General features: G+C 63.6%; 20 protein-coding genes and 2 tRNA genes. 8 read left to right on the top strand and 14 right to left on the bottom strand.

The genetic code is table 11. The features are described from left to right. Window positions 1–128: 128 nt before the first annotated feature. The 5 genes from FBR43_RS04850 to FBR43_RS04830 all read left to right on the top strand — a co-directional run bounded on the left by FBR43_RS04850 (window position 129) and on the right by FBR43_RS04830 (window position 4,702). Entirely contained in the window at window positions 129–1,367 is a 1,239-nt protein-coding gene (locus tag FBR43_RS04850; protein WP_169542496.1) for a tyrosine-type recombinase/integrase, read from the top strand. Next, window positions 1,364–2,146, top strand: coding sequence for a hypothetical protein (locus tag FBR43_RS04845; protein WP_136942100.1), 783 nt, complete (start codon window positions 1,364–1,366; stop codon window positions 2,144–2,146). Before FBR43_RS04850 ends, FBR43_RS04845 begins: the two co-directional genes overlap by 4 nt. Before the next feature lie 35 nt (window positions 2,147–2,181). Then, window positions 2,182–2,376, top strand: coding sequence for a helix-turn-helix transcriptional regulator (locus FBR43_RS04840; protein ID WP_136942099.1), 195 nt, complete (start codon window positions 2,182–2,184; stop codon window positions 2,374–2,376). 839 nt (window positions 2,377–3,215) lie between these two features. Continuing rightward, entirely contained in the window at window positions 3,216–4,145 is a 930-nt protein-coding gene (locus FBR43_RS04835; RefSeq protein ID WP_136942098.1) for an NAD-dependent epimerase/dehydratase family protein, read from the top strand. Further along, complete coding sequence (locus FBR43_RS04830) at window positions 4,142–4,702, top strand: sugar transferase (RefSeq protein ID WP_136942097.1); 561 nt, start codon at window positions 4,142–4,144, stop codon at window positions 4,700–4,702. The genes FBR43_RS04835 and FBR43_RS04830 overlap by 4 nt, the downstream gene beginning before the upstream one ends. A 61-nt stretch (window positions 4,703–4,763) precedes the next feature. On the opposite strand, the gene FBR43_RS04825 is transcribed toward FBR43_RS04830, so the two are convergent. The 7 genes from FBR43_RS04825 to FBR43_RS04795 are packed head-to-tail and all read right to left on the bottom strand — an operon-like array spanning window position 4,764 to window position 11,551. After that, entirely contained in the window at window positions 4,764–5,993 is a 1,230-nt protein-coding gene (locus tag FBR43_RS04825; RefSeq protein ID WP_136942096.1) for a family 4 glycosyl hydrolase, read from the bottom strand. Then, a complete protein-coding gene (locus tag FBR43_RS04820) occupies window positions 5,990–6,856 on the bottom strand; it encodes an ROK family protein (RefSeq protein ID WP_136942095.1) in 867 nt (288 codons plus the stop codon). Before FBR43_RS04820 ends, FBR43_RS04825 begins: the two co-directional genes overlap by 4 nt. Continuing rightward, complete coding sequence (locus FBR43_RS04815) at window positions 6,837–7,892, bottom strand: NAD-dependent epimerase/dehydratase family protein (protein ID WP_212611887.1); 1,056 nt, start codon at window positions 7,890–7,892, stop codon at window positions 6,837–6,839. Before FBR43_RS04815 ends, FBR43_RS04820 begins: the two co-directional genes overlap by 20 nt. Beyond that, window positions 7,826–8,704: an NAD-dependent epimerase/dehydratase family protein gene (locus tag FBR43_RS04810; protein ID WP_212611886.1), complete on the bottom strand. Its 879-nt coding sequence runs from the start codon at window positions 8,702–8,704 to the stop codon at window positions 7,826–7,828. Before FBR43_RS04810 ends, FBR43_RS04815 begins: the two co-directional genes overlap by 67 nt. Next, on the bottom strand, window positions 8,701–9,606 hold the full coding sequence (locus FBR43_RS04805) for a nucleotidyltransferase family protein (RefSeq protein WP_136942094.1): 906 nt from the start codon (window positions 9,604–9,606) through the stop codon (window positions 8,701–8,703). Before FBR43_RS04805 ends, FBR43_RS04810 begins: the two co-directional genes overlap by 4 nt. Beyond that, on the bottom strand, window positions 9,603–10,802 hold the full coding sequence (locus FBR43_RS04800) for a glycosyltransferase (RefSeq protein ID WP_212611885.1): 1,200 nt from the start codon (window positions 10,800–10,802) through the stop codon (window positions 9,603–9,605). The genes FBR43_RS04805 and FBR43_RS04800 overlap by 4 nt, the downstream gene beginning before the upstream one ends. Next, entirely contained in the window at window positions 10,799–11,551 is a 753-nt protein-coding gene (locus tag FBR43_RS04795) for a class I SAM-dependent methyltransferase (RefSeq protein WP_212611884.1), read from the bottom strand. The genes FBR43_RS04800 and FBR43_RS04795 overlap by 4 nt, the downstream gene beginning before the upstream one ends. A gap of 185 nt (window positions 11,552–11,736) precedes the next feature. Between FBR43_RS04795 and FBR43_RS04790 the strand changes: the two genes are divergently transcribed. Together FBR43_RS04790 and FBR43_RS04785 are read left to right on the top strand one after the other, a co-directional pair. After that, complete coding sequence (locus FBR43_RS04790; protein WP_169542495.1) at window positions 11,737–12,561, top strand: substrate-binding domain-containing protein; 825 nt, start codon at window positions 11,737–11,739, stop codon at window positions 12,559–12,561. 26 nt (window positions 12,562–12,587) lie between these two features. Next, entirely contained in the window at window positions 12,588–13,679 is a 1,092-nt protein-coding gene (locus FBR43_RS04785; protein WP_136942091.1) for a 3-dehydroquinate synthase, read from the top strand. An 886-nt stretch (window positions 13,680–14,565) separates the two neighbouring features. On the opposite strand, the gene FBR43_RS04780 is transcribed toward FBR43_RS04785, so the two are convergent. From FBR43_RS04780 to FBR43_RS04755, 6 genes are all read right to left on the bottom strand, one after another. Then, window positions 14,566–14,641: transfer RNA gene (locus FBR43_RS04780), tRNA-Lys, on the bottom strand. Between the two features lie 127 nt (window positions 14,642–14,768). Next, window positions 14,769–15,881 (bottom strand): rod shape-determining protein RodA, encoded by a 1,113-nt coding sequence (gene rodA / locus FBR43_RS04775; protein WP_136942090.1) that lies wholly within the window; start codon window positions 15,879–15,881, stop codon window positions 14,769–14,771. Next, on the bottom strand, window positions 15,878–17,827 hold the full coding sequence (gene mrdA / locus FBR43_RS04770) for a penicillin-binding protein 2 (RefSeq protein ID WP_136942089.1): 1,950 nt from the start codon (window positions 17,825–17,827) through the stop codon (window positions 15,878–15,880). The genes rodA and mrdA overlap by 4 nt, the downstream gene beginning before the upstream one ends. Next, window positions 17,824–18,333, bottom strand: a complete 510-nt coding sequence (locus FBR43_RS04765; protein ID WP_136942088.1) for a rod shape-determining protein MreD — start codon at window positions 18,331–18,333, stop codon at window positions 17,824–17,826. The genes mrdA and FBR43_RS04765 overlap by 4 nt, the downstream gene beginning before the upstream one ends. Then, a complete protein-coding gene (gene mreC / locus FBR43_RS04760; RefSeq protein WP_136942087.1) occupies window positions 18,330–19,211 on the bottom strand; it encodes a rod shape-determining protein MreC in 882 nt (293 codons plus the stop codon). The genes FBR43_RS04765 and mreC overlap by 4 nt, the downstream gene beginning before the upstream one ends. A gap of 33 nt (window positions 19,212–19,244) precedes the next feature. Beyond that, complete coding sequence (locus tag FBR43_RS04755) at window positions 19,245–20,288, bottom strand: rod shape-determining protein (RefSeq protein WP_136942086.1); 1,044 nt, start codon at window positions 20,286–20,288, stop codon at window positions 19,245–19,247. A 147-nt stretch (window positions 20,289–20,435) separates the two neighbouring features. On the opposite strand from FBR43_RS04755, the gene mutL reads away from it, so the two are divergent. Beyond that, window positions 20,436–22,226, top strand: a complete 1,791-nt coding sequence (mutL, locus tag FBR43_RS04750) for a DNA mismatch repair endonuclease MutL (RefSeq protein WP_136942085.1) — start codon at window positions 20,436–20,438, stop codon at window positions 22,224–22,226. A 39-nt stretch (window positions 22,227–22,265) separates the two neighbouring features. On the opposite strand, the gene FBR43_RS04745 is transcribed toward mutL, so the two are convergent. Next, a tRNA-Arg gene (locus FBR43_RS04745) sits at window positions 22,266–22,342 on the bottom strand. Between the last annotated feature and the right edge of the window lie 82 nt (window positions 22,343–22,424).

Here is a 22,424-nt window from a genome sequence, read left to right as displayed (position 1 = left end):
TAACCTCAAACAGGGTTTCCACGCTTTTTCGGCGATACGCGGCATCTTCTGTTGTACGGCGATGGCCCGAGCAGTACTGCTAGTGCTTGCTGCGTGATTGCTCTGAGAGGCCGATGCCAGGCTGCAAAGTGACGAAGCGCGCGGTAGATGACGCATCCTCCGGTGCGACCGACACCTTCCTATGGGATACCGAGCTGAAAGGTTTTGGTCTCAAGGTAACGCCGAAAGGCGCAAAATCCTACGTGCTGCAGTATCGACTGGGCGGCAGGCGTACTCCAACGCGCCGCTACACGATCGGCACGCATGGTTCGCCTTGGACCCCCGATACAGCTAGGCGACGCGCACATGAGTTGTTGACAGACGTACGTCGTGGGATCGATCCTATCAACAATGAGCGCGATCGAGCGGTTGAACAGGCAGAGTTGAATTTTCGTAGCTACGTGACTCAGTTTATCGAGCGATACGCGAGGCGAGAACAACCGAGATCTTGGCACCAAGCCGAGCGAACGCTAATTACATATGCCGTTCCAGCATTCTCTGCGAAGGCATTGCCGCAGATATCTCGGCGGGATATTTCAAGGCTAGTTGAATTAATCGCCGAAGACAAAGAGGCGACAGCTCGTTATCTTCACGCATGCCTTCGGAAGCTATTTCGTTGGGCAGTCGCTCGAGGTGATATTCTACATTCACCCATGTCGGAAATGCCGGCACCCGCGCCCATCGCAGCCAGGGATCGGGTACTCTCCGACAGCGAACTAGCCGCCATCTGGCGAGCGGCCGTCAAGCTGGGCTTTCCGTTCGGCACTTCATTCAGGCTACTGATTGCAACCGGCCAACGGCGTGAAGAGGTGGGCGGCATTGCTTGGGACGAAATCGATTGGGAAGGCGCGACTTGGACCATCCCTGCAGCAAGAGCAAAGAATGGTTTGGGCCACGTCGTTCCGTTAAGCCCAATCGCGATGCAGGAGTTAGCTGGCTTAGATCGCGGGACGTCCGGGCTCATTCTGAGTACAACTGGCCGGACGCCGCCAAGCGGCTGGAGCAAGGTAAAGCGACGCTTGGATAAGCTAGTCGCCGAAGAACTTGGCGTCAGCGAGATCAAGGCATGGCGCACGCACGACATTCGCAGGACTGTTGCAACGGGTCTACAGAGACTTGGGGTCCGATTTGAGGTTACCGAGGCAATTCTCAATCACGTAAGTGGCGCACGTGCCGGCGTAGCGGGCATATATCAGCGATATAACTGGGCTGTCGAAAAGCGCGTTGCACTGGAGGCGTGGGGAGATGCGCTACAACGATGCGTCGACGGGAACGGAATCCCCGCCACAGGTTCGACTGCCCTTGGAATTCAGGCTATTGGGCAGTGACTACGGCGCGCGGCTCGGATGAGAATTGGAAAATCGATGCCCGCCCGCAGTTAGTAATCGATATTCACGCTGCAATTGCTCAACTTAAGGCCGATGAGGAATACGAAAAGGGGAGCTTTAAGGTCAGCGAAACCATAGGGCTTTTGCGAGAGATCTCGAGTGGAGCAACATTGCTTGCTCAACAACTCTCCAGTCTCTCTCCAGTTGCTTTGAGCGCAATAAATGAAGGCTCTCGAGGACAAAGCCGCAAGCTGGAGTTAAATGGCAAACCGTTTATGCCGAAGGCAATATTTCGAGCGGAAATACGTGGCGCAGTCAGCATTGGTCTCAATTTAGCGGATGCGTGCAAACGAGCTATCGATATCATTAAAGTGGGCCACTTTTCAGACTTGGAAAGCGGTCAGGGCACTGGCTCCAGCCAAGGCAAGGAGTCGGACTTGCGCGCGATTGGGTATGCCGATGGGTTCGAAACGGTGCCGTTCAAAAGTCCGAAAGACAAGTTTGGCGTTCGAGTCCTAGAAGCGTTAGCTAGGAACGAGCATCCCTTGATGGGGCCCAACTCGAAACCACGACATCTTACTACTTTCCTAAATCTTGTCTGGGCTGACGCAGAGCAATCGATTGCGGTTAATTGGACGCGCGTTTTGAGAGTTCGATTTCAGATCGCAGAAAAGGCCAGAAGCGAGGAGAAGCGTCGGTCTGCCGTCCGTTTGAAAATGTCAAAACAGAACGCAGCTTGGCTTAAAAAACAGAAGCTGCATTCGACAGGTCAAAGCTGACTACTGAGGACCTCCCAGACGGACGGGAGGTCAAAATGGGTGCAATGAGAGTAGCTCAGGCGGCCGGCTATCTTGGATTGAGCGTTAACACCCTCAACAAGTGGCGGACGCAAGGTCGGGGTCCGAGCTTCGTAAAGCTCGGCCGAGCTATATGTTATAGAAATGCGGATCTTGACGCGTGGCTCGATCAGCACGCGCACTCGAGCACGAGTGCCTACGATAGCGGTTGACTGTCTACCAAACCCCATGCCCGTCGCAAGATCGGCGGACTAGCTCGTGGTCGGCGAAAAACGGCAGCGCGACGCTAGTAAGGAACTACTGTGGGGCGAGGTCACAGTTCCAGGGTACCGCTAGCCAGATGCCCGACCTCCGGCTGGGAATGAGCCCGGCCGTCAAGAAGCTGGTTGTTCGACCTGTGCTCATCTCTTGCAGGAAGAATGCCTCGATGTGCCTCAGCCGGCTCCACACAGCCAGAGGACGTATCAGGTAGCGGGATCAGCTTCGCCATGAGGCGGGGCTGGTCCCGCTTGCCTCTCAGGCCTAGCCTCACCACCAGCCAGAACGACGTTAACTAAGTAAGATGTTGAACTCAGTTCAGAGTCGTAGCAACGTTTTGGCTCAAATTATGCCTCGACATATTCTGAGGCAAATAGGTGCGCAAACTCAGCCATGCTCGCGCATTCGGAACGCACCTGACATAAGCTCGCAAAGTGAAAGGTCGTTCACCTCACCCTTAACACCGTTTCAGGCGCGATGGAGCGTTAGCGGACCGTTCAATCATAAATGCATGCTGCCGCTGAATTCAGGAGCCTAGACGATGCGATGCAAAGATGCCAGGGATTGCACTAGGCCAGATATTAAATACCGTCGAAGAGCGCTAGGCAACAAGTAGCCGATATTGCAACCAGGCCGATCAGGGGTGAACCCACTGGCACTGATTTGAGAAGTGAAACGACAGCAGATCTAGGGTCTATAGAACGGCTAACAATTCATACATCGACGATTCTGGTTGCTAGGATCGAGGAAGAGGGGCTATGCAGTCGCCTTGCGTTATGAAAATTAGAACCACTTGCTAATTGCGGTCACCGGCGCCAGCGGTTTCGTTGGCAGAGCGGTCATCAGGCGGGCGATGGCACAAAACCATCGCGTGCGTGCTATTGTCAGAGAGGGGACTTTAGTCGATGCAAGCGAGACGGTCTTGGTGCCTGATCTGATCCTTAGCGGGGAGAAACATCTACGGTCGATGTTCAACGGCGTCGACGCTGTCATCCATCTTGCGGCGCGCGTGCATGTCTTGAGGGAGACTGCAACCGATCCCACGGGAGCGTTCATGCAGGCCAACTGCGATCTGACATTGCGGCTCGCCGAGGCAGCAGCCGCAGAAAAGATCGGGCGGTTCGTTCAGGTGAGTTCGGTGGCGGCGATCGCTTCGGTCACCGAGCCAGGCAAAGTGGCCGACGATGATACGCCGCCAACTCCGCAAAACGCCTATGGGTATAGCAAGCTCGCCGCCGATCGAGCGCTTGCAAGCGGATCTTTCGGTGCGATGCGTATCGTGTCGCTGCGACTGCCGACAATCTATGGACCGGGCGTCGGTGCGCTCTTTGCCAAGCTGATGCGATGCGCGAACAACGGCGTACCGCTCCCAATCGGGGGGGTTGCAAATCGCCGCAGCTTCCTCTTTTTGGAAAATGCCGCTGATGCATTGGTGGCGGCAGCGGAGTGTCGGCATGAGGGCGTGTATTGCGTCACCGATTCGCCCCCGATCGCGACGGCCGATCTATATCGAGCGCTGCTTCAGGCCGCGGGTCGGCGTACCCGGATCCCGTCGCTGCCAACGGGGCTGGTCGCGCTTGCGGCACGCTCGGTTCTCGGGGGGCGGGCTCAAAGTCTTCTCGGCAGCTCGGCGTTTGACGGAGCACGCTTCGCCCGCACGTTCGGCTGGACCCCGCCGGTGAGCTTCGACCGGGCGATCTGTGAAACGGTTGCCGCGGCGTGAAGCGGCTGATCGACATCGTGGTCAGCTTCGTCCTGCTGATCCTGCTCTCACCCTTATTTGTCGTACTCGCTGCGCTCGTGTGCCTGACCACTCCCGGCCGAGCACTGCACTGGTCCAACCGGGTCGGGCGGGACAATCGCAAGTTTGAGATGCCAAAATTCCGGACAATGCGCGACAGCACGCCGCAGCTACCAACCCACCTGCTTACCAACTGCAGTGATTGCGTGACGCAGGTCGGCAGATTCCTACGTAGATCCAGCTTGGACGAGTTACCGCAGCTTTGGAGCGTGCTGACTGGCACGATGAGCCTGGTCGGACCGAGACCTGCGTTGTTTAATCAGGGAGACCTTATAGCGTTGCGCACCGATCGCGGTGCGCAAACGCTCCTACCGGGAGTAACGGGATGGGCGCAGGTCAATGGACGCGATGACCTACCAATCCCCTTGAAGGTCGAGTTTGACGTCGAATATCTGCGCCGACAGTCTTTGTGGTTCGACCTGCGTATCCTCTTCATGACTGTCAGGACGGTGTTTAGCGGCAAGGGCGTGCGATTTTGAGAGGAATGATCCGGGCATACCTGCATACGTGTTTGGCCGGTCTTGTAACGACGCTCGCGGTTCACTCGCTGACAACGTGCATGGCGGCTGCGGAGCATACCGCCGCCGCGGCTTCCTCGACTAGCGATCGCGGGAAGGCAATAGGACTATCCAAGATTGCGCGAACCGCCCCGCCATGAAGATCGCCGGACCGGAACCCGTCGAAAAGGTGACCTTCCGAGAGCGCAGCGGCGGCAAGGAACTGACGTACCGCACCGCCCGGCTCCCCAACGTTTTCAATTTGCCCGCCTGTCCTCGAGACGGTTCCTCTGGCTTCGATCACCGTGTCGGAGCAGCACCAAGTGGAAGCTTGCCCGGCGGGGATGTTTACGAACCCGCGCCATATGTTGTTGTTAAGTACCGCTAACAGCAGCGGCGTCAAAGCCTGGTCGAGCCACGGCATCGACCGCGCCCGCAGCAGGCGCTCCGGGTTTTGGCCTTGCCGAACGGCCTCCACCGCCTTGGTGGCGATGTCACGAAGTTGACGCGCTCGTGAAGCGCCCGCCCCGATCGTCCGATCTCGATCCGAAATCATCTTGGCGTGGTACTTTAAGGGCATCGCGCCAAATCCTCCTACCGTCGCTGCATCAGCCATGCCTTTCGCGATTGCCCTTGCGAACAATTGGCTCGGCGCGCGATCGGGTGACCAGAACCAACCAAGGTGGTTCAGACCCGCATAGTCGAGCGGTAAATCATGATCGCAGGAATCGAAGGTCGCGCGCAAGTCAGCCTCAGTGGTCATCGGCAGCTCACAAAGACCAACCGCGGACACGTCGGCAACATGCAAGGCGCGTGTTGTCAATCCCAACGGTGCGACCAGATTGATCGTCAGAGCGTTGGGGGCGTACCGGCGCATCTTCCCTGCAATCGAGGTCATCGTCGGCATCGTCCGATAAGCGTTGGCAAACCCACCCAGACCAAGACCTTCGTCGCCTACCATGCCGAAGCGTGCCGGAAAGCTCTCATCGATCTCGCGTGCCGCGCTGTTGCCTTGGCGAAGCATCAGAATGCAGACCTCGGCGCCCTCCAGTGCCGTAGCCAGCGTGGTTGCAGACACGCACCATCCGTCCCGCGCCCGTACGATCTTGGCACCGTATCCGGCGATGATAGACAGCCGGTCGGCGTCGATGGCGACCAAGCGTATGTCGAGCGGTGGACAATCGGGTGCTTCCACCAGCAAGCGGATCAGCTGGAGAATCCACACGCCTCCACCGACGATCGTCATCGGTACCGCGCCCGATCGGGTGCTCATGCCTGTTCTCCGTCAAGCAGGTGCGTTGCGCCAACCGCCGCACCATCGGGCATCGCACACGACAGTTCGACGCGGGTATTTGCGACGATCTCGGCGAAGGCGTTGCCCGCCTTCAGCTTGACGCCGGGTAGAAAAGCGGGGGCTAGGCTGCCCGCGATCACGACAAGGCCGGGGTCGAGCAGATTGAGCGCATTCGCCACAACGCTGCCCAACGCTTCGGCACGCCACCGGATCGCCGCTGCCACGACCGGATCACGCGACCTGATCCGTTCCTTCAAAAGGTGCGAATTGATCGCCAATTCGGCGCATAATGCCTCACCCCCCACCAATGGCCCGACACAACCTTTTTGCCCGCATAGACATAGGATACCATCCTCGTCGACCGAGGCATGCCCAATCTCGCCGGCCAGCCCGCTACGTCCCCGCCAGAGCCGCCGGTTGAGAACAATCGCGCCACCCACGCCGGTGCCGACCGTCAACAACAGAAAGCTGGTCGCGTCGGGCCGTTTTGCAAGCTCTCCCAATGCCCAGCAATTGACGTCGTTCTCGATCCTTGCCGGAAGGCCCGTGCGCTGTCTCAATAAGGCTGCCAGCGGTACGTCGCTCCACCCGTCGAGAATCACCGACGAGCGTACCCCCGATCCGCCATCCGCGACCAGGCCGGGGAAACCAATCCCGATTCCCATCGGGCAATGCCCCGCCGCCGTGGCGCGTGCGATCGATCCAACCACGATGTCGACCAGCCGATCGGGCGAACAATCGCGCCCACTCGCAATCCTCTCTCGCCACGGTCCAATCCGTGCCAGGATCTTGCTGCCACCGACATCGAACCCGAGCACCTGTTCAGCCAGCACGCGCATCATCCAGATCTAGATAATAGCGCATAACGTCGGCAAGGCTGTCCGGGAGGTCGTGCACGGGGTGCCAGCCGAGCGCCTTGAGCGCGGCGACATCGACCACTTGCCTGGCGATGTCGACAGCGCGACCGGGCTGTTTCTCGATCGCCGGCGTTTCTGCGCCCGCCGCGACGAGCAGCCCGTCGAGTATCTCGCTGATGCGGCTTTCTCGTCCGCTGGCGACATTGTACGTTGTGGCCGCCATACCACGTTCGCCGACCGCGATAAGCGCGGCGGCCACGTCACGCACGTCGATGAAGTCGCGCCACGCGGTGAGCGGGCCCAAGGCCAGTTTCTCTGCCGCTCTATCGCGAAGATCAGCGATCTGACTGGCGATCCGACCGGCGACATGGCGCTCCTCCTGCCCCGGGCCGACCACGTTAAAGATACGCGCGATCCGCCCGTCGAGCTTGCCCGCGCGCATCGCGATCCGCACCAGATCCTCACTTGTCCGTTTCGTCGCGGCATAAGGATCGATCGGTTCAGCCGGACCGCTTTCGCGCAAGGGCATGCCATCCCCACCAACCGCACCATAGACCGATCCCGACGATCCCAGCACTAGGGTCGCGCCGCTATCAGCCAATGCATCGCACAGGTTACGAGTGGCGACGATGTTATTGGAGACAAGCTGCTCGAACGGAGCATCGCGCAACGATCCCGCGAGATGATAGACGATCGTCGGCGCGATGTTCTCCACTGCCTGTGCCACCGCCCCGGCATGCGACAGGTCGAGCCTGCGGTAATGGTATTGCGGCCCCGGCCGTAGCGCCTCTGGCAGCGGTGCTACCAACTCAACACCCAGCCGCGTGATCTTGTGCGTAAAATGCCTTGCTCGCCTCGGTGACCGTCCACATCCAAAGACCACATCACCGCGAGCTAGTAGCGCCATCACAAGGTAGCGGCCGATAAAGCCCTGCGCCCCAGTGACAAGCACGGTCACGCGCAAGTCCCATCGGCCATGCAGCTTCGCAATCCGTCGCGAAGGGCGATAGTAGGTCTCCATTCAATTGCTCGTTCGGCAAAGGAGATGTCCGCGACTAGCCACAAAATGTCGAGCGCGGAAGGGCGGTCTGCGCTGCCGATCTCGCAGAGTTCGGAAGGCCCGCCGCCGATTTCGGCGCAAAGCACGGCGAGGTCGGGCACTGTGACCGGCCGCCCCGCAGCGATGTTCAATGTCAGTAGGCCACCGGAGGTGCGCGCCGAGGCGAGCATTAGCGCGTGCACGACATCGTCGACATGCACATAATCGCGGACCGGCGCGGTGGAGAATACCCTCATCGGCACGCGCGCGGCCGCTTGGCGGACCAGACGGCCGACCAAGCCCTCGGAACGTAGGCCTGGACCGTAGATCGAGAATGGTCGAAGGATCGTCACCGCGTCGAACGCGCCGCGTTGCGCTGCGCTGGCAACCAGCACCTCCCCCGCCCACTTTGCCGCGCCATAAGGTGACACCGGGGCGATTGGCGCTGTCTCCACGACGGGCACAGGAACGACACGACCATAAACTTCGGCGGAAGAAACATGGACGAAGCGCCGCACGCCGATCCGCTCCGCCGCGGCGAGCACAGATGCCGTACCCGCAGCGTGGACGCGAGCAAACTCGGCAGGGGCAGCGAACGACTTTCCTACCGCGCTTGGACCGGCTAAATGGACAACTACATCGGCACCATCGAACAACGTTTCGATCCGCCGCTGCTCGGCGAGGTCGAAGCCACCCGCATCCGGTCCGCGATGCTGCGCGTAGACCAGCGGCCCCGCGAGCCGCACAAGTGCACTGCCAACAAAGCCGTCGGTCCCTGTGACGGCGATCTTCACGCAGCACCGCCGAACCGACCCGCCCAGAGCGGGCCGAGCGCGGATACGGGCACCGTGCCATCGGCGGACAAGCGTGCTTGCACGACGCCCTGCGAAGTCATTGCATGCAGCACGCGTTCTGGACCTTGTGCCGCTACCCTTAAGTCGGTTGTCGGCGCGTCAGGCCACCAAGCATCGAACGCAGCGTGAGAAGCGACCAAGGCATCCGCATCACGCAGCTTGGCGGCATCGTTGACGTCGATCCAAGGCGCGGAGTGGCGAAACAGCGCTACTTCTAGGCCACCGGCGAGAAGCCGGTTGGCGGCGTCCGACAGGCCGATCTCTTCACCCTTGGGCAACTCCGCGAGCGCCGCCGCCGATACGATCGCCAGCCCGCTGCTGACAAGAAGCTCACGCAAAGGCTTCTCGCGATAGCCGCGCAAGCGACCCGGCCGTGCGGCGTCCACATCCAGTTCGCCATAGGGCAGGCGGAATGGCTCAACATGGGCCGCCAGCGTCATCGCCCCGCCGCTTTGTCGATGAGCCTGCGCCAACGCCGCCAAGTCGAGCAAGGTCAGATTGTCGGCGTAGACCACCATTAGATCAGTGGCTGCCCCGACCAGCGTTGCCGCGCCGAAATTGCCTAGCGGGCGATCCTCCATGACGACCCCGATCGTGACGCCGATTCCAGACGCCCGCATCGCCAGATCATTGAGCTCGACCCTCTCCGTCGCCAGGTCAGATTCACCAATTGCGATCCGAATGTCGGTGCAACCGGCACGCGCCATCATCCAGACATTGCGCTCAAGCAACGATACGCCGCGCACCATGATCAGCGGCTTGCGCCCGGCGACGCCTGATGCAGCCATACGCAGGCCCCGCCCGCCAGCCATGATTAGTCCGGTCCAGTCGGCGCGCTTCATGCGCTCGCCGTCGCTACGCCGATCGAGCGGAGGCCAGCGAGTGTCGCATCGAGCATGTGGTCACGGGTGAAGCCCGATCTGTACCGCCGATAGGCTGCAACGCGCAGCCGCTCGGCAGTCTCGGGCTCGCGGACCAGGCGCTCCAATGCGTCGGCGATCGCGGCGGCATCACGGGGCGGCACGATCAGTCCCTCGACATCGTCACGCATGAAGTCGCGCACGCCGACATTGTCACAGACGACCAGGGGGCATCCCGACGCAGCCGATTCGAGCAACGCCGTTTGCAACCCCTCGCGATACCATGACGCGATGCATACTAGGTCTGCCTCGCGATAGAGTGCCGCGATGTCGGGCTGGAAGCCGACGAACTCAACATCGGGATGCGCGGCCGCCCGTGCCAATTCGTCGGCATTCAGCGCATCGTCGCGTCCCGACATAGCATTCGACGTGAAGATCATCCGATGCGCCACGCCGCGACCCGACAAGATGCCCGACGCTTGGGCAGCCTCCATCACGCCCTTGTCACGCAGCAGACGACCCGGCACCAGGATCGTCGGTCGCGGCGGGTGTGACAAAGCGGCGCGATACGAAAAATCCTCGGGCCGGACACCGCAGCCTCCCGTGACGATCACACGCTCGGGCATCACGCCGGCATGCGCGACCAATTCGGCCTTGTCCTCGTGGTTGTGAACGATGACGATCGCTCGATCACTCGAAAAGGCGTAGCGATAGACGAGGCATATGAGCTTCGTTACGAAACTGTTCCTTTGGCGAGCCGAGAAGGCGGCGCCAAGCCCAGTAATAAGATACATCCCCCGGCGGCCGAACAGACGTACCCACGGCCCCGCGATGATCACCGACAAGGCCGACCACAGGATGAACAGGCCATCGCGTTCGCGACACGCCGCACGCGCGCAGATTAGGCTGGCAAGCGTCAGCTTGGCGATACTCAGTGGCCCGCGATTTCGAGTGAAGGGCAACGACCGCGTCGACACGCCAAGCGGCAACGTAGCCCGAGCTGCGTCAATCGCCTGCTTGCCGTCCCACCCCGCTCCCGGCAGTCCGTTATCTCGCGGAAACCACAGTTCAACCCGATGACCGGCCGCTGCCAGCGCCGTGGAGACCTCGGCGAAATCGGATATCCAACGCGGCAAGGCCGTCGCTATGACGATAACCCGCCGGGTGATCGCGCTCACGACGCGGGCAACCGGCGCACCGCCGCGACGAAGGCGGTCTGAGGGCCGCCGATCGGCAGCCAACGGCCAAGCCCGTAGCGCAGCCACATATGAAATCGATAATAGACGCCGCTCGCTCGCCCCCGCGCCATGGGCAGCCCTGCCCTGGTCGCCGCCACCGCCCGCTCGCGCCGCATCGCGACCAACGCTGCGCTCACCGCAGTTGACACTCCTACCTTATAGCGCCGCATCGCGACCAGCTTAAGTCCGGCCGCATCCAATAAATGCTCGATCGACGGCGCATCAAAAAACCACAGGTGAGTTGGCATGTTGGCCCGCCCGGCCAACCGCCGCCAGCGTAATGGCAGGTTGGAGAATAAGCCGACCTCGAAACAGATCACTCCGTCGTCCCGCATCTTTTCCGCGATCGCGCGTAAGGCGGCAACGGGATCGGGGAAATGGCTTAACAGATCAACATGAAAGCTCGCGTCGTAACGGCCGGCGGGCAAGCTGCTCTCTTCAATCAGACCCTGCTCGACTGGAATCGCACTGCGCTTCTTCACTGTGGCTACACGGTCAGGGTTCGGCTCGATGCCTTCGACCTCGAACCCAGCCCCTATCGCCGCGCGCGTGAACTCACCGTCGCCACAGCCGATGTCGAGCAGCAGGCCCTTTTGCTTGAAACGCTTGACCCATGCGACGCGAGCAGCGGCAGGCGCCTCGTAATAAACGCGATGGTGATGATCGACCTGGGGGTCTATCGATCCCACCGGCGGTTGTGGATCAATGTAGGTGATGCCGCACCCACAAAGCCGACCGATATAATCGCCCTCGCGCAGTGCGATCTTGTCACCCCCTAAGCGACAAACCGGACATTTTCCCGATACTTGCAGTGTACTTTTCTCCGTGGGCTGGCTACGTTCTAGATGAGTGTGGTTCGTCAGTCGAGGTCCCTTTGCCGAAGATCGTCGCAGTAACGCACGACCTGCTCGGCGACCCATTCTGGGAGCCGTTTGTCGCAGGAATCGCCACTGGGCGTGCAGAAACGGGTTGCGAGGTCATCCACTTGCGACCGGAAACCTATTCGCTCATGGGTTTGCTCGACCTAACCCAACAGGCTTTGGCGATGAAGCCTGACGGACTGGTCACAACGCTGCCCCAACCCGAGAAGCAACAGCCAGTCCTTGCGCAGGCGATTGCTGAAGGATTGCCCGTCGGCGTCCTCAACACCTTTGATCGCCGCCCGGCTGAACAGCGGCTGGCCAGTCTGTTCCGCGTCGGCGCCGACGATTATCGTGGTGGACGGATGGCCGCCGGCAGGCTGCTGGGGGCTGGGCATCGCGGCCCGGCGCTCGCGATTGATCATTACCGAGTGCGAAACACGTGCCACGCGGCCCGGATCGGCGGGTTCGCAGATGCGATGGCCGCGTCGGGAGTCACCACGCAGGTGGTGGCGGTAGACACGCTAAATTCGCATGCGCCGAGCGACATTGCTCAGGCGATCGCGAAGCATCGACCTGACAGCGTCCTAACGCTCGGGCCCCCAGGGCTGGCACTACTTGCTGCCGCTTGTGACTATGGCATGCCGCCGGCGAACGTCACGTTCGACGTAACGCCCGAAAGCATCGCCGCGTGCGCAACCGGCCAGACGATGGCTACGATTGACTGCCAGCCATTTCTGCAGGGCTATCTGGGTGTCACGCTAATGATTCAGTTTCTGCGTCAAGGCGTGGTGCCCGTTGCAGACATATTGACCGGCCCGCGCTTCGCGGCCTTCTGACGATTTCAATCGAGGGACAGTCGACCATGCTGCACCGGACGTTCCATACCGGACGGGAAACGAATACCTTATATCAAACTGGCCCCGCCGAGGCTGCGGTTACGGCACAAAGCTGGATCGGCCGGCCATCGGTAGCGATCATCGATCGCGGGGCGCGCCAAGCGCAGAGCGCGCGCATCGATGCGATGCTTACCGCCGCCGATTGCACGGACGTGTACGAAATCGATGGAGGCGAACTAGCCAAGAGCATGAATGTCCTGCTCGGAATCTTGGGTTTTCTGAATAATGTCGAGCTGCCAAAGCACGGCTTGCTGATCGCGATCGGCGGCGGCGCGGTGCTCGACGTTGCGGCAATGGCTGCCAGCATCATGCGCCGCGGTCTGCCGCTCGCACTTTTCCCGACCACGCTTCTGGCGCAGATCGATGCGGCGATCGGCGGCAAGAATGGCATCAACTTCGGCGCCGAGAAAAACCTAATCGGCGGTTTCTATCATGCAGATTTAGTGCAATGTGATCCGGCGTTTCTCTCCACGCTCGACGAGCGAGCCATACGCTGCGGTCTGGCGGAAGCGATCAAGGTACTCGTTACATCCGACGCTCCAGCGTTCGCGCGTCATTTCCAGTCGCCCGAGGCTCCGCGCGATCTGACCGGACTGATTGAGGTCTCGATCGACCGTAAGCTCGATCTGCTGGCCGACGATCCGTTCGAGAAGAGCTCGCGCCGCCTGCTAAATTACGGACACGCCTTCGCGCACCTATTGGAAGATCAATCAGGATATGACCTCGCACATGGCGAAGCGGTACTGCTCGGCATGCTGATCGAGAATGCCTTGACGCCATTAATCGCCAGCCCTCAGCCAGGATTTGTTGACTCATTGCAGGCAACGATCACGCACCTGCTCACCCTCAAATGCCGTACACATTGGCTGGACTTCGAGACTGCGCGCCCCTTGATCGACAATACTCGTGCGATGAGACGCGGGGCGCTTAACATCGTCTGTGTCGAGGAGGCTGGCCGATGTGTAATTGTCGACGATGTGCCTGATTCCGTGCTGCGCGATGCGTGGCGGGCGGCAGAGCAGCTGGTCCTGCGGACTCCAGAGATCGTAGTCGCCTAGAGAGACGGCGGCGTAGTTGGTAAGCTTTAAGCGAGCAGCGCGATTTTTTATCGAATCAGGCTTTACTTCTGTATTGCCCCATCGCGGCACTTTCTCAAGCAATTTGGCCGCTGAAGTGCCGGAGGGTCGGTCTCTATCAATAGATGGCGTTCTAACAGCCGGTATAAATGACCGCTCTACAGGCCTAGGTCGACCGTTGAATGGACGAAACTAATCGCGCATATCTGCTGCCAGGCTCCTCTTCCACGAAAGCCTGTTTGCCGCTCATCCTTGCCGAAAGCTGATGGACAGCACACTCAACGACGAACTACCTGAACGAACGGCGGCTTTCAGGATCAACCTCCGGCCCGGCAAACGACCAAGATTAGGGCGCGTAGCTGCCATTGCGTTCCAGATGAACGAACGGCCGATATCGTCACGACGCTGCCGAAACCGGACAGGCCGCTTTCCACCCACTCTCTTGAGCGGAGCTTCTGAACGAACGGCGGCTTTCGGGATCAGTTTGTCGCCGGTCGAACGGCAGAAATCGGGGCGCATAGCCGCCGTCGAGTGATCTGATGAACGGGGGTGCGCCACGACAGTAGAAGAGCGCATTACGATTCATAGCGCGAGCGCGAACGTCAGGTTTGAGGCCGACTACCAATGTTGACCTACCCAAGTGCTGTCATTGCGCGATTATCCCGAATTGAATCGCTCCTGCTCAAAAATTCTGTGTCACAAGATTGCCTTCCGCGCGATCCGCCATCGCTAGCGTTAAACTTACCAAGCCCGGAGGACCCATGCCCCTCGCTGTGCGACCAATGGCGCGGAAAGGACTCTCGTGCTTATCGGGTGCTTACCCAGGCGCAAAGAGAGAATGCAGCCTATCGCTAAGTTATTGAGAAAATGGTGGACGCACTAGGGCTCGAACCTAGGACCCGCTGATTAAGAGTCAGCTGCTCTACCAACTGAGCTATGCGTCCGTGCCGGAAGGGAGCGGCCAAGCGCCGGTTCCCGTCGGGAGGGGCGCGGTTAGCATCGGGTTTGGGGGTTGGCAACACCCCCGCGGCGAAAAACTGCGCGGCAGCGGAAATTGCAGTCGCGGCGCCTCTACCAGCGCGGCTGGCGGGTGGCGGCGCGATCGATCGACATCAGGATGCCGATGCAGATCAGCGTCGTCATCTGCGCCGATCCGCCGAAGCTCACCAGCGGCAGCGGAATGCCCACCACCGGCGCCAGCCCCATCACCATCATCAGGTTGATCGCGACGTAGAAGAAGATCGTCGTCGCCAGCCCCGCGGCTGCCAGCCGGGCGAAGCGGTTCGGTGCGCGCTGCGCCACGCCCATGCCCCAGCGGATGAGCAGCATGAAGGCGAGGATCAGCAACAGGCCGCCCACCAGCCCCCATTCCTCGGCCATCGTCGCGAAGACGAAGTCGGTATGGCCTTCGGGGAGATAGTCGAGATGCACCTGGCTGCCGTTGCCGAAACCCTTGCCGAACAGCCCGCCTGATCCGATCGCGATCTTCGACTGGCTGATGTGATAGCCCGTTCCCAGCGGGTCGCTTTCGGGATCGAGGAAGATGAGCACGCGGTTGCGCTGATATTCGTGCAGCAGAAAATTGACCGCGAGCGGCACGAACAGCGCGAACGCCAGCGCGCCGCCGATGAACAGCCGCAGCGGCACGCCCGCCAGGAACATGATCGTCAGGCCGCCGCCGGTAATCATCAGCGCGGTGCCGAGATCGGGCTGGAGCATCACCAGCCCCGCCGGCATCGCGATCAGCAGCGCCGCCGGCCACAGCCCGCCCAGGCGCCGCGTCTCGTTAGGTGGCAGCAGATCGTAGAATTTGGCGCAGGCGAGCACGATGAACGGCTTCATGAACTCCGAAGGCTGCAACCGGATGATGCCGAGGTCGAGCCATCGCTGACTGCCGCCACGCACGGCGCCGAGCAGTTCGACGAGCAGCAGCGCGACGAGCGTGATCGCATAGCCCGGCAGCGCGACGCGCCCCCAGACATGCGCGGGCACGTACGACAACACCAGCGCCATGCACAGGAACACGCCGAAGCGCAGCGCCTGGCTATAGGCCCAGGGCGTCAGGCTGCCGCCCGCGGCCGAATAGAGCACCACCACGCCGAACCCGCCAATCGCGCACAGCAGCACGAGCATGTGCCAGGGAAGCCGCGTCAGCGGCGCGGGGACGAGTTCGCCGATCCTCATTCGCCAGCCGCCTGGGCCGTAGTTGCGGCGACCGGCGTCGGGGTCGCGGCGGGGTCGGGCGCAAGCTTCGCCTGCCGATAGGCCGCTTCCTTCGCCGCCATACGCGTACGCAGGTCGCCGCCCCAGCCCTTCTCGAGTGCCGCCAGCGATTCGAGCGCCTTCGGGCGATCATAGAGATAGGTCAGGATATCGCGCGCCACGGGCGCCGCCGCACCCGATCCCGACATGCCGTGCTCGATCACGACGGCCGCGGCGTAGCGCGGATTGTCGACGGGCGCGAAGCACACAAACAGGCCGTGATCGCGATATTTCCAGGGCACGTTCAGCCCGCCGCGCGCGCCACCGGCGATGCGGCGAACCTGCGCGGTGCCCGTCTTGCCGCCCATCCGCACGCCTTCGACTTGAAGACGGCTGCGCACCGCGGTGCCCGCGCCGTTCACCACCTCGTCCATCCCCGCACGCACGCGCGCCAGATCCTCGGCGCTTACGCCGAGCGAGGGGCCGACGACCGGCGCGTCGGCCAGCAGTCGCGGCACCAGCGCGCGGCCCGATGCGATACGCGACGCCATCACCGCCAGCTGCAACGGGCTGGTGAGCAGATAGCCCTGACCGATCGAGGTGTTGAGCGTGTCGGCCTGCGTCCATTGCTGGTCGTATTTGCGCTCCTTCCACACCGCGTCGGGCACGGTGCCGTAGCGCTGCGAGGGGATCGGCAGCGGATATTCGGCGCCCAGCCCCAGCGCGCGCGCGGCGGCGGCGATGCGCTCGATGCCGATCTCGCGACCCATCGCGTAGAAATAGGTGTTGCAGCTGCGCGCGATCGCGCGGTGCAGGTTCATCGGCCCGTGCCGGCCGAGGCAGCCGAAACGCCGATTACCGAGCTGATAGCCGCCGCCGCAATAGACGACGCGCTCGGGGTCGACGCCCGCCGCCAGCAGCGCGGTGGCGGTGGCGGGCTTGAAGGTCGAGCCCGGCGGATAGAGGCCCTGCACCGACTTGTTGACCAGCGGCAGATGATCGTCGTCGCGCAGCATCCCCCATTCGAGCTGGCCGATGCCGTCCGAAAAGGCGTTGGGGTCGTAGGCGGGCATCGACGCCATGGCGAGGATGCCGCCGTCGTTGCAGTCGATGACGACCGCCGCGCCCGATTCGTCGCCGAGCCGGCGCGCGGCATATTCCTGCAAGCCGGCATGGATGGTGAGCCGCGTCGTCGCGCCGGGCACGTCGCGCCGCGTCTCGAGGTCGCGCACCGGGCGTCCGCGCGCCGTCACCTCGACGCGCTTGGCGCCGGGCCGCCCGCGCAGCCGCTCCTCGAGCGACTTCTCCATCCCGTCCTTGCCGAGCTTGAAGCCCGGCGCGAGGTAGAGCGGATCCTTCACTTCCTGATATTGCTCGGCCGAGGCGGCGCCGACATAACCGATCAGATGCGCGACGGCGGCGCCGGCGGGATAGTTGCGGGCATAGCCCTGGCTCGGCGCCACGCCCGGCAGCTCGGGCTGGCGCACCACGACCGAGGCGTAGCGCTCCCAATCGAGATTCTCGGCCACCACCACCGGCGTGAAGCCGCGCGCGTCCTTCAGGTCGCGACGGACGCGCTCGACCTGGTCGGGTTCGAGTGAGAGCAGCCGCGTCAGCCGCAGCAGCACCTGTTCGGCATCCTCGATACGCTCGGGGATCAGGTCGATGCGAAAGTCGGTGCGGTTGTTGGCGATCGGCCGTCCCTGCCGGTCGACGATCCAGCCGCGGCGTGGCGGGATCAGCGTCAGGTTCACGCGGTTGCTCTCGGCAAGCAGGCTGTAGCGTTCGTTCTCGGCGACGGCGAGCCAGCCCATCCGGCCCGCGAGCAGCAGCCCGATGCCCGCCTGCCCCGCGCCCAGCATCGCGGCGCGGCGCGAGAAGCTGAAGGTCTGCGCAGCCTCGCTGACGATGCGCACCGGCCCACTCATGCGCGCGCCTTCAGGTCGATCGCCGCGCACATCCGCGCGATCAGCGGATAGGCCGAGGCGGAGAGCGCGATCTGGAGCACCAGCGCGGTATCGACATGCGCCGAGAGCGGCGATGCGACCAGCCGCCCGGCGATCAGGCAGAAGCCGATGGCACCGGTTGCAAGAAGCCAGTCCTGCCAGAAATCACGCCACACAAGGCGGGTGTCTAGCATGTCGATCGCGAGGATGCACATCGTCCACAGCATCGTCGCGCTGCCGATCGGCTGACCGCTCACCAGATCGTCGAACAGGCCGAGCGGGGCCGCCGCCCAGATGCGCAGCAAGTCGGTGCGCAGCAGCCGCCAGGCGATCAGCAGCATCAGGCCGAAGGGCGGCAGCCACGGCACCGTGGCGACGCCGGGCAGCAGCGTCACGAGCGATCCGGCCATCACCATCAGCGGCGCCAGCCGCTTGGCGCGCAGCGGCGCCTCGGGCTCGACGAAGCCGGTGCGCAACGGCTCGTTCATTCGGCTGCAGCCTGCGGAGGCGGCGGGGGTGTCGGCGCGGGCAGATAGGGGCGATGGACGATCGCGAAATCGAGCGCATCGGGCGAGGCCAGCAGCCGCGCCTGCGCCGCATCGCGGCTGTCGGCGGCGGCACGCGCCACCGGAATGCCCGGCGGATACAGCCCCCCTGCCCCCGACGTCACGAACAGGTCGCCGGCCCGGAACGCCAGGTTGGCGACGCTTGCCGATCGGATGTCGACCAGCCCGTCACCGCGCCCCGCGGCGATTGCGGGCGCGCCGTCGCGCGTGCGGCGTACGGGCACGACGCTCTCGGGATCGGAGGTGAGCAGCACGCGCGCGGTATTGGGGCTCGTCTCGACGACGCGGCCGATCAGCCCCTCGGGCCCGCGCACCGGATAGCCGCTGCGCACATTCTGCCAATGGCCCGCGTTGAGCGTCGCATAGCGCCGCGTGCTCGACGCGCTGGCGCTCACCAGCCGCGCCACCGCCACCGTCTCGGTCGCGCGGTCGCGCACCGCCAGCAGCCGGCGCAGCCGCGCATTCTCGACCACCAGCTGCCGCGCGCGCGCCACGGTGCCGCGATGGCGCTCGATATCGGCGCGCAGCCTCTGGTTCTCTCCGACCACGCCGAAATAGTCGCCGACGCCCTCGGGGATCGAGGCAAGCCCGCGCCGCACCCAGTGCAGCCCCGACGACACGGGCGTCGTCAGCTCGCGCAGCGCGCCGCGCGCCACGGCATAGGCCGGCGGGTCGAAGGTCGAGAGGATCAGCAGCACCGCGCCGACGAGCGCCCCCAGCGCCGCGGCGACATAGCCGAGGAACAGCACATATTGCGCCCGCCGCGAAAAGCCCGGGCGCCGATTTCGCTGCGGCGCCATGCGGCTAACCCCTGCCTTTGTCGATCGCCTTCGTCAGACCGCGAGCAACACGCCGCGGAAGATCGGATCCTCAAGCGCGCGCCCGGTGCCGAGCGCCACGCAGGTCAGCGGGTCCTCGGCGATCGTGACGGGCAGCCCCGTCTCGTCGCGCAGCACCTCGTCGATGCCCTGCAACAGCGCGCCGCCGCCGGTGAGCACGATGCCCTGATCGACGATATCGGCCGCAAGCTCGGGTGCGGTGTTCTCGAGCGCGATGCGCACGCCCTCAACGATCGTGCCGACGGGCTCGCTCAGCGCTTCGGCGATCTGGCCCTGGTTGATCTGGATTTCTTTGGGCACGCCGTTGACGAGATCGCGACCCTTGATGTGGATCGTCGCACCGATGCCGTCAGCGGGCGGCTTGGCACAGCCGACTTCCTGCTTGATGCGCTCGGCGGTCGCCTCGCCGATCAGCAGATTATGGTTGCGGCGCACATAGCTGACGATCGCCTCGTCCATCTTGTCGCCGCCGACGCGCACGCTCGTCGAATAGGCAAGCCCACGCAGCGAGAGCACCGCGACTTCGGTGGTGCCGCCGCCGATATCGACGACCATGCTGCCGATCGGCTCGGTCACGGGCATGTCGGCACCGATCGCGGCGGCCATGGGCTCCTCGATCAGGAATACCTGGCTGGCGCCGGCATTCGAGGCGGCGTCACGGATCGCGCGCCGCTCGACCGAGGTCGAGCCCGACGGTACGCAGATGACGATCTGCTGGAAGTTGAACGGGCTGCGGCGGCGGCCATGCACCTTGTCGATGAAGTGCTTTATCATCTGCTCGGCGACGTCGATGTCGGCGATCACGCCATCGCGCAGCGGCCGGATCGCCTCGATCGAGCCGGGGGTCTTGCCCATCATCAGCTTGGCATCGTCGCCCACGGCCTTCACGCGCTTGACGCCGTTGAGCGTCTCGACCGCCACCACCGACGGCTCGTTGAGCACGACGCCGCGGCCACGGACATAGACGACGGTGTTCGCCGTGCCGAGGTCGATCGCCATATCGTGCGACATGAACTTGAAGAAGCGCGAGAATACCATCGACCATCCGTCCCTTGCCGCGGCGCTCAGGCACGCGGCGTATCGCACACAGGTTTAGCCGGACCCGCCGGTGACTGGAAAGGCCAGCTCCGGTTCGGTGGCGGATGCGGGTCGCGGGATGCCGCCGCTTGGGCTACAGCGCCCCCCATGTCAATACGCCGCCTCCCCTCGCATCTCGTCAACCGCATCGCCGCGGGTGAGGTGGTCGAGCGCCCCGCATCGGCGCTCAAGGAGCTAGTGGAAAACGCAATCGATTCAGGTGCTTCGCGTATCGTCGTGCGGCTTTCGGGCGGCGGGATCGAGCGCATCGAGGTGATCGACGACGGCTGCGGTATGGCGCCCGAGGCCATGCATCTGGCGCTCGAACGGCACGCAACCTCCAAACTGCCCGAATCGCTGTGGGATTCGGGCGAGATACAAGGCGTTACGACGCTCGGTTTTCGCGGCGAAGCGTTGCCCTCGATCGCCAGCGTCGCGACGATGACGATCGAGAGCCGACCGCGCGACGCCGACAGCGGCTGGCGGCTGGTGATCGACAACGGCATGCCTGCCGGCGAAGGCCCCGCCGCGCTGCCGCCGGGCACGCGCGTCATCGTCGAGGCGCTGTTCGCGCGCGTGCCCGCCCGGCGCAAGTTCCTGCGCACGCCGCGCGCCGAATATGCCGCCTGCCTCGATGCAGTGCGGCGCCTCGCGATGGCGCGTCCCGATATCGGCTTCACGCTCGAGCATGACGGGCGGCGCAGCCTCAACGTCCAGCCGGGCGAGGCGCGGCCCGATCGCGTTGCCGCGCTCACTGACCGCGCGCTTATCGACAATGCCGTGCCGATCTACATCGCGCGCGAGGGGCTGGTGCTCGGCGGCATCGCCGGGCTGCCGACCTTCAATCGCGGCATCGCCGATCATCAATATCTGTTCGTCAACGGCCGCCCGGTACGCGACCGGCTGCTGACCGGCGCGATCCGCGGCGCCTATTCCGAAATGCTCGCACGCGATCGCCATGCCGTCGTCGCGCTGTTCCTCGATGTCGATGCCGATCAGGTCGACGTCAACGTCCACCCCGCCAAGACCGAGGTGCGCTTCCGCGATCCCGCGATGGTGCGGGGCACGATCGTGAGCGGCCTCAGGCGCGCGCTCGATGCCGCCGGCCATCGCAGCGCGCGCCCCACCGCCGACACGCTGGCGATGTGGCAGGCGGAGCCCCTCTCGCCCGTCGCCCCGGAACCGCCGGCTGAAAGCTGGTGGAGCGGTCGCGAGCCCGGCGCTGCCGATCACGTCGCCGACCGTCGCCCGACCTTCGCCGCCGCCCCCCCGCTTGCGCGCGCCGAGGCCGCGCACGATCCCGCCCCCGGCACCACCGCGCATCCGCTCGGCGCCGCGCGCGGGCAGGTGGCGCGCACCTATATCGTCGCCGAGGCCGAGGACGGGCTGATACTCGTCGACCAACACGCCGCGCACGAACGCCTCGTGCTCGAACGGATGCGGCGCGCGCTGGCCGCAGGCGGCGCGCCGCGCCAGGCGCTGCTGTTGCCCGAGGTCGTCGAACTCGACGAGCCGGCTTGCGACCGGCTCGAGGCGCGTCTCGACGAATTGACCGCGATGGGGCTCGAACTCGAACGCTTCGGCCCGCAGGCGATGCTGGTGCGCGCGACGCCCGCGATGCTCGGCCAGAGCGATGCGGCCGGCCTGGTACGCGATCTGGCCGACGATCTCGCCGCGCATGACGAGGCGCTGGCGCTTGCCGAGCGGCTCGATCACGTCGCCGCGACGATGGCCTGCCACAGCTCGGTGCGCGCCGGTCGCGTGCTGTCGGTCGCCGAGATGAACGCGCTGCTGCGCGAGATGGAAGCGACGCCGCATTCGGGCCAGTGCAATCACGGCCGCCCCACCTGGGTGAAGCTGGCGCACGGCGATATCGAGAAGCTGTTTGGCCGCCGCTGACGAGGCGGCGCGATGCCGCCGGTCGGTACGGGGAAAAAGTGGCGCGCCCGGAACGATTCGAACGTCCGACCCTCAGATTCGTAGTCTGATGCTCTATCCAGCTGAGCTACGGGCGCGCATTGGAGGTGGGCACATAGAAGGCGTTCGCAGGCATGGCAACCCCGTTGCGCACGATAATTTGCGCGCATAGGCAAGGGC

The organism is Sphingomonas baiyangensis, assembly GCF_005144715.1.
In the GTDB taxonomy this organism is placed as follows: Bacteria; Pseudomonadota; Alphaproteobacteria; order Sphingomonadales; family Sphingomonadaceae; genus Sphingomonas; species Sphingomonas baiyangensis.
The sequence above is the reverse complement of the archived record's forward strand: the minus strand, read 5'-3'. Positions and strand labels throughout refer to the sequence as shown.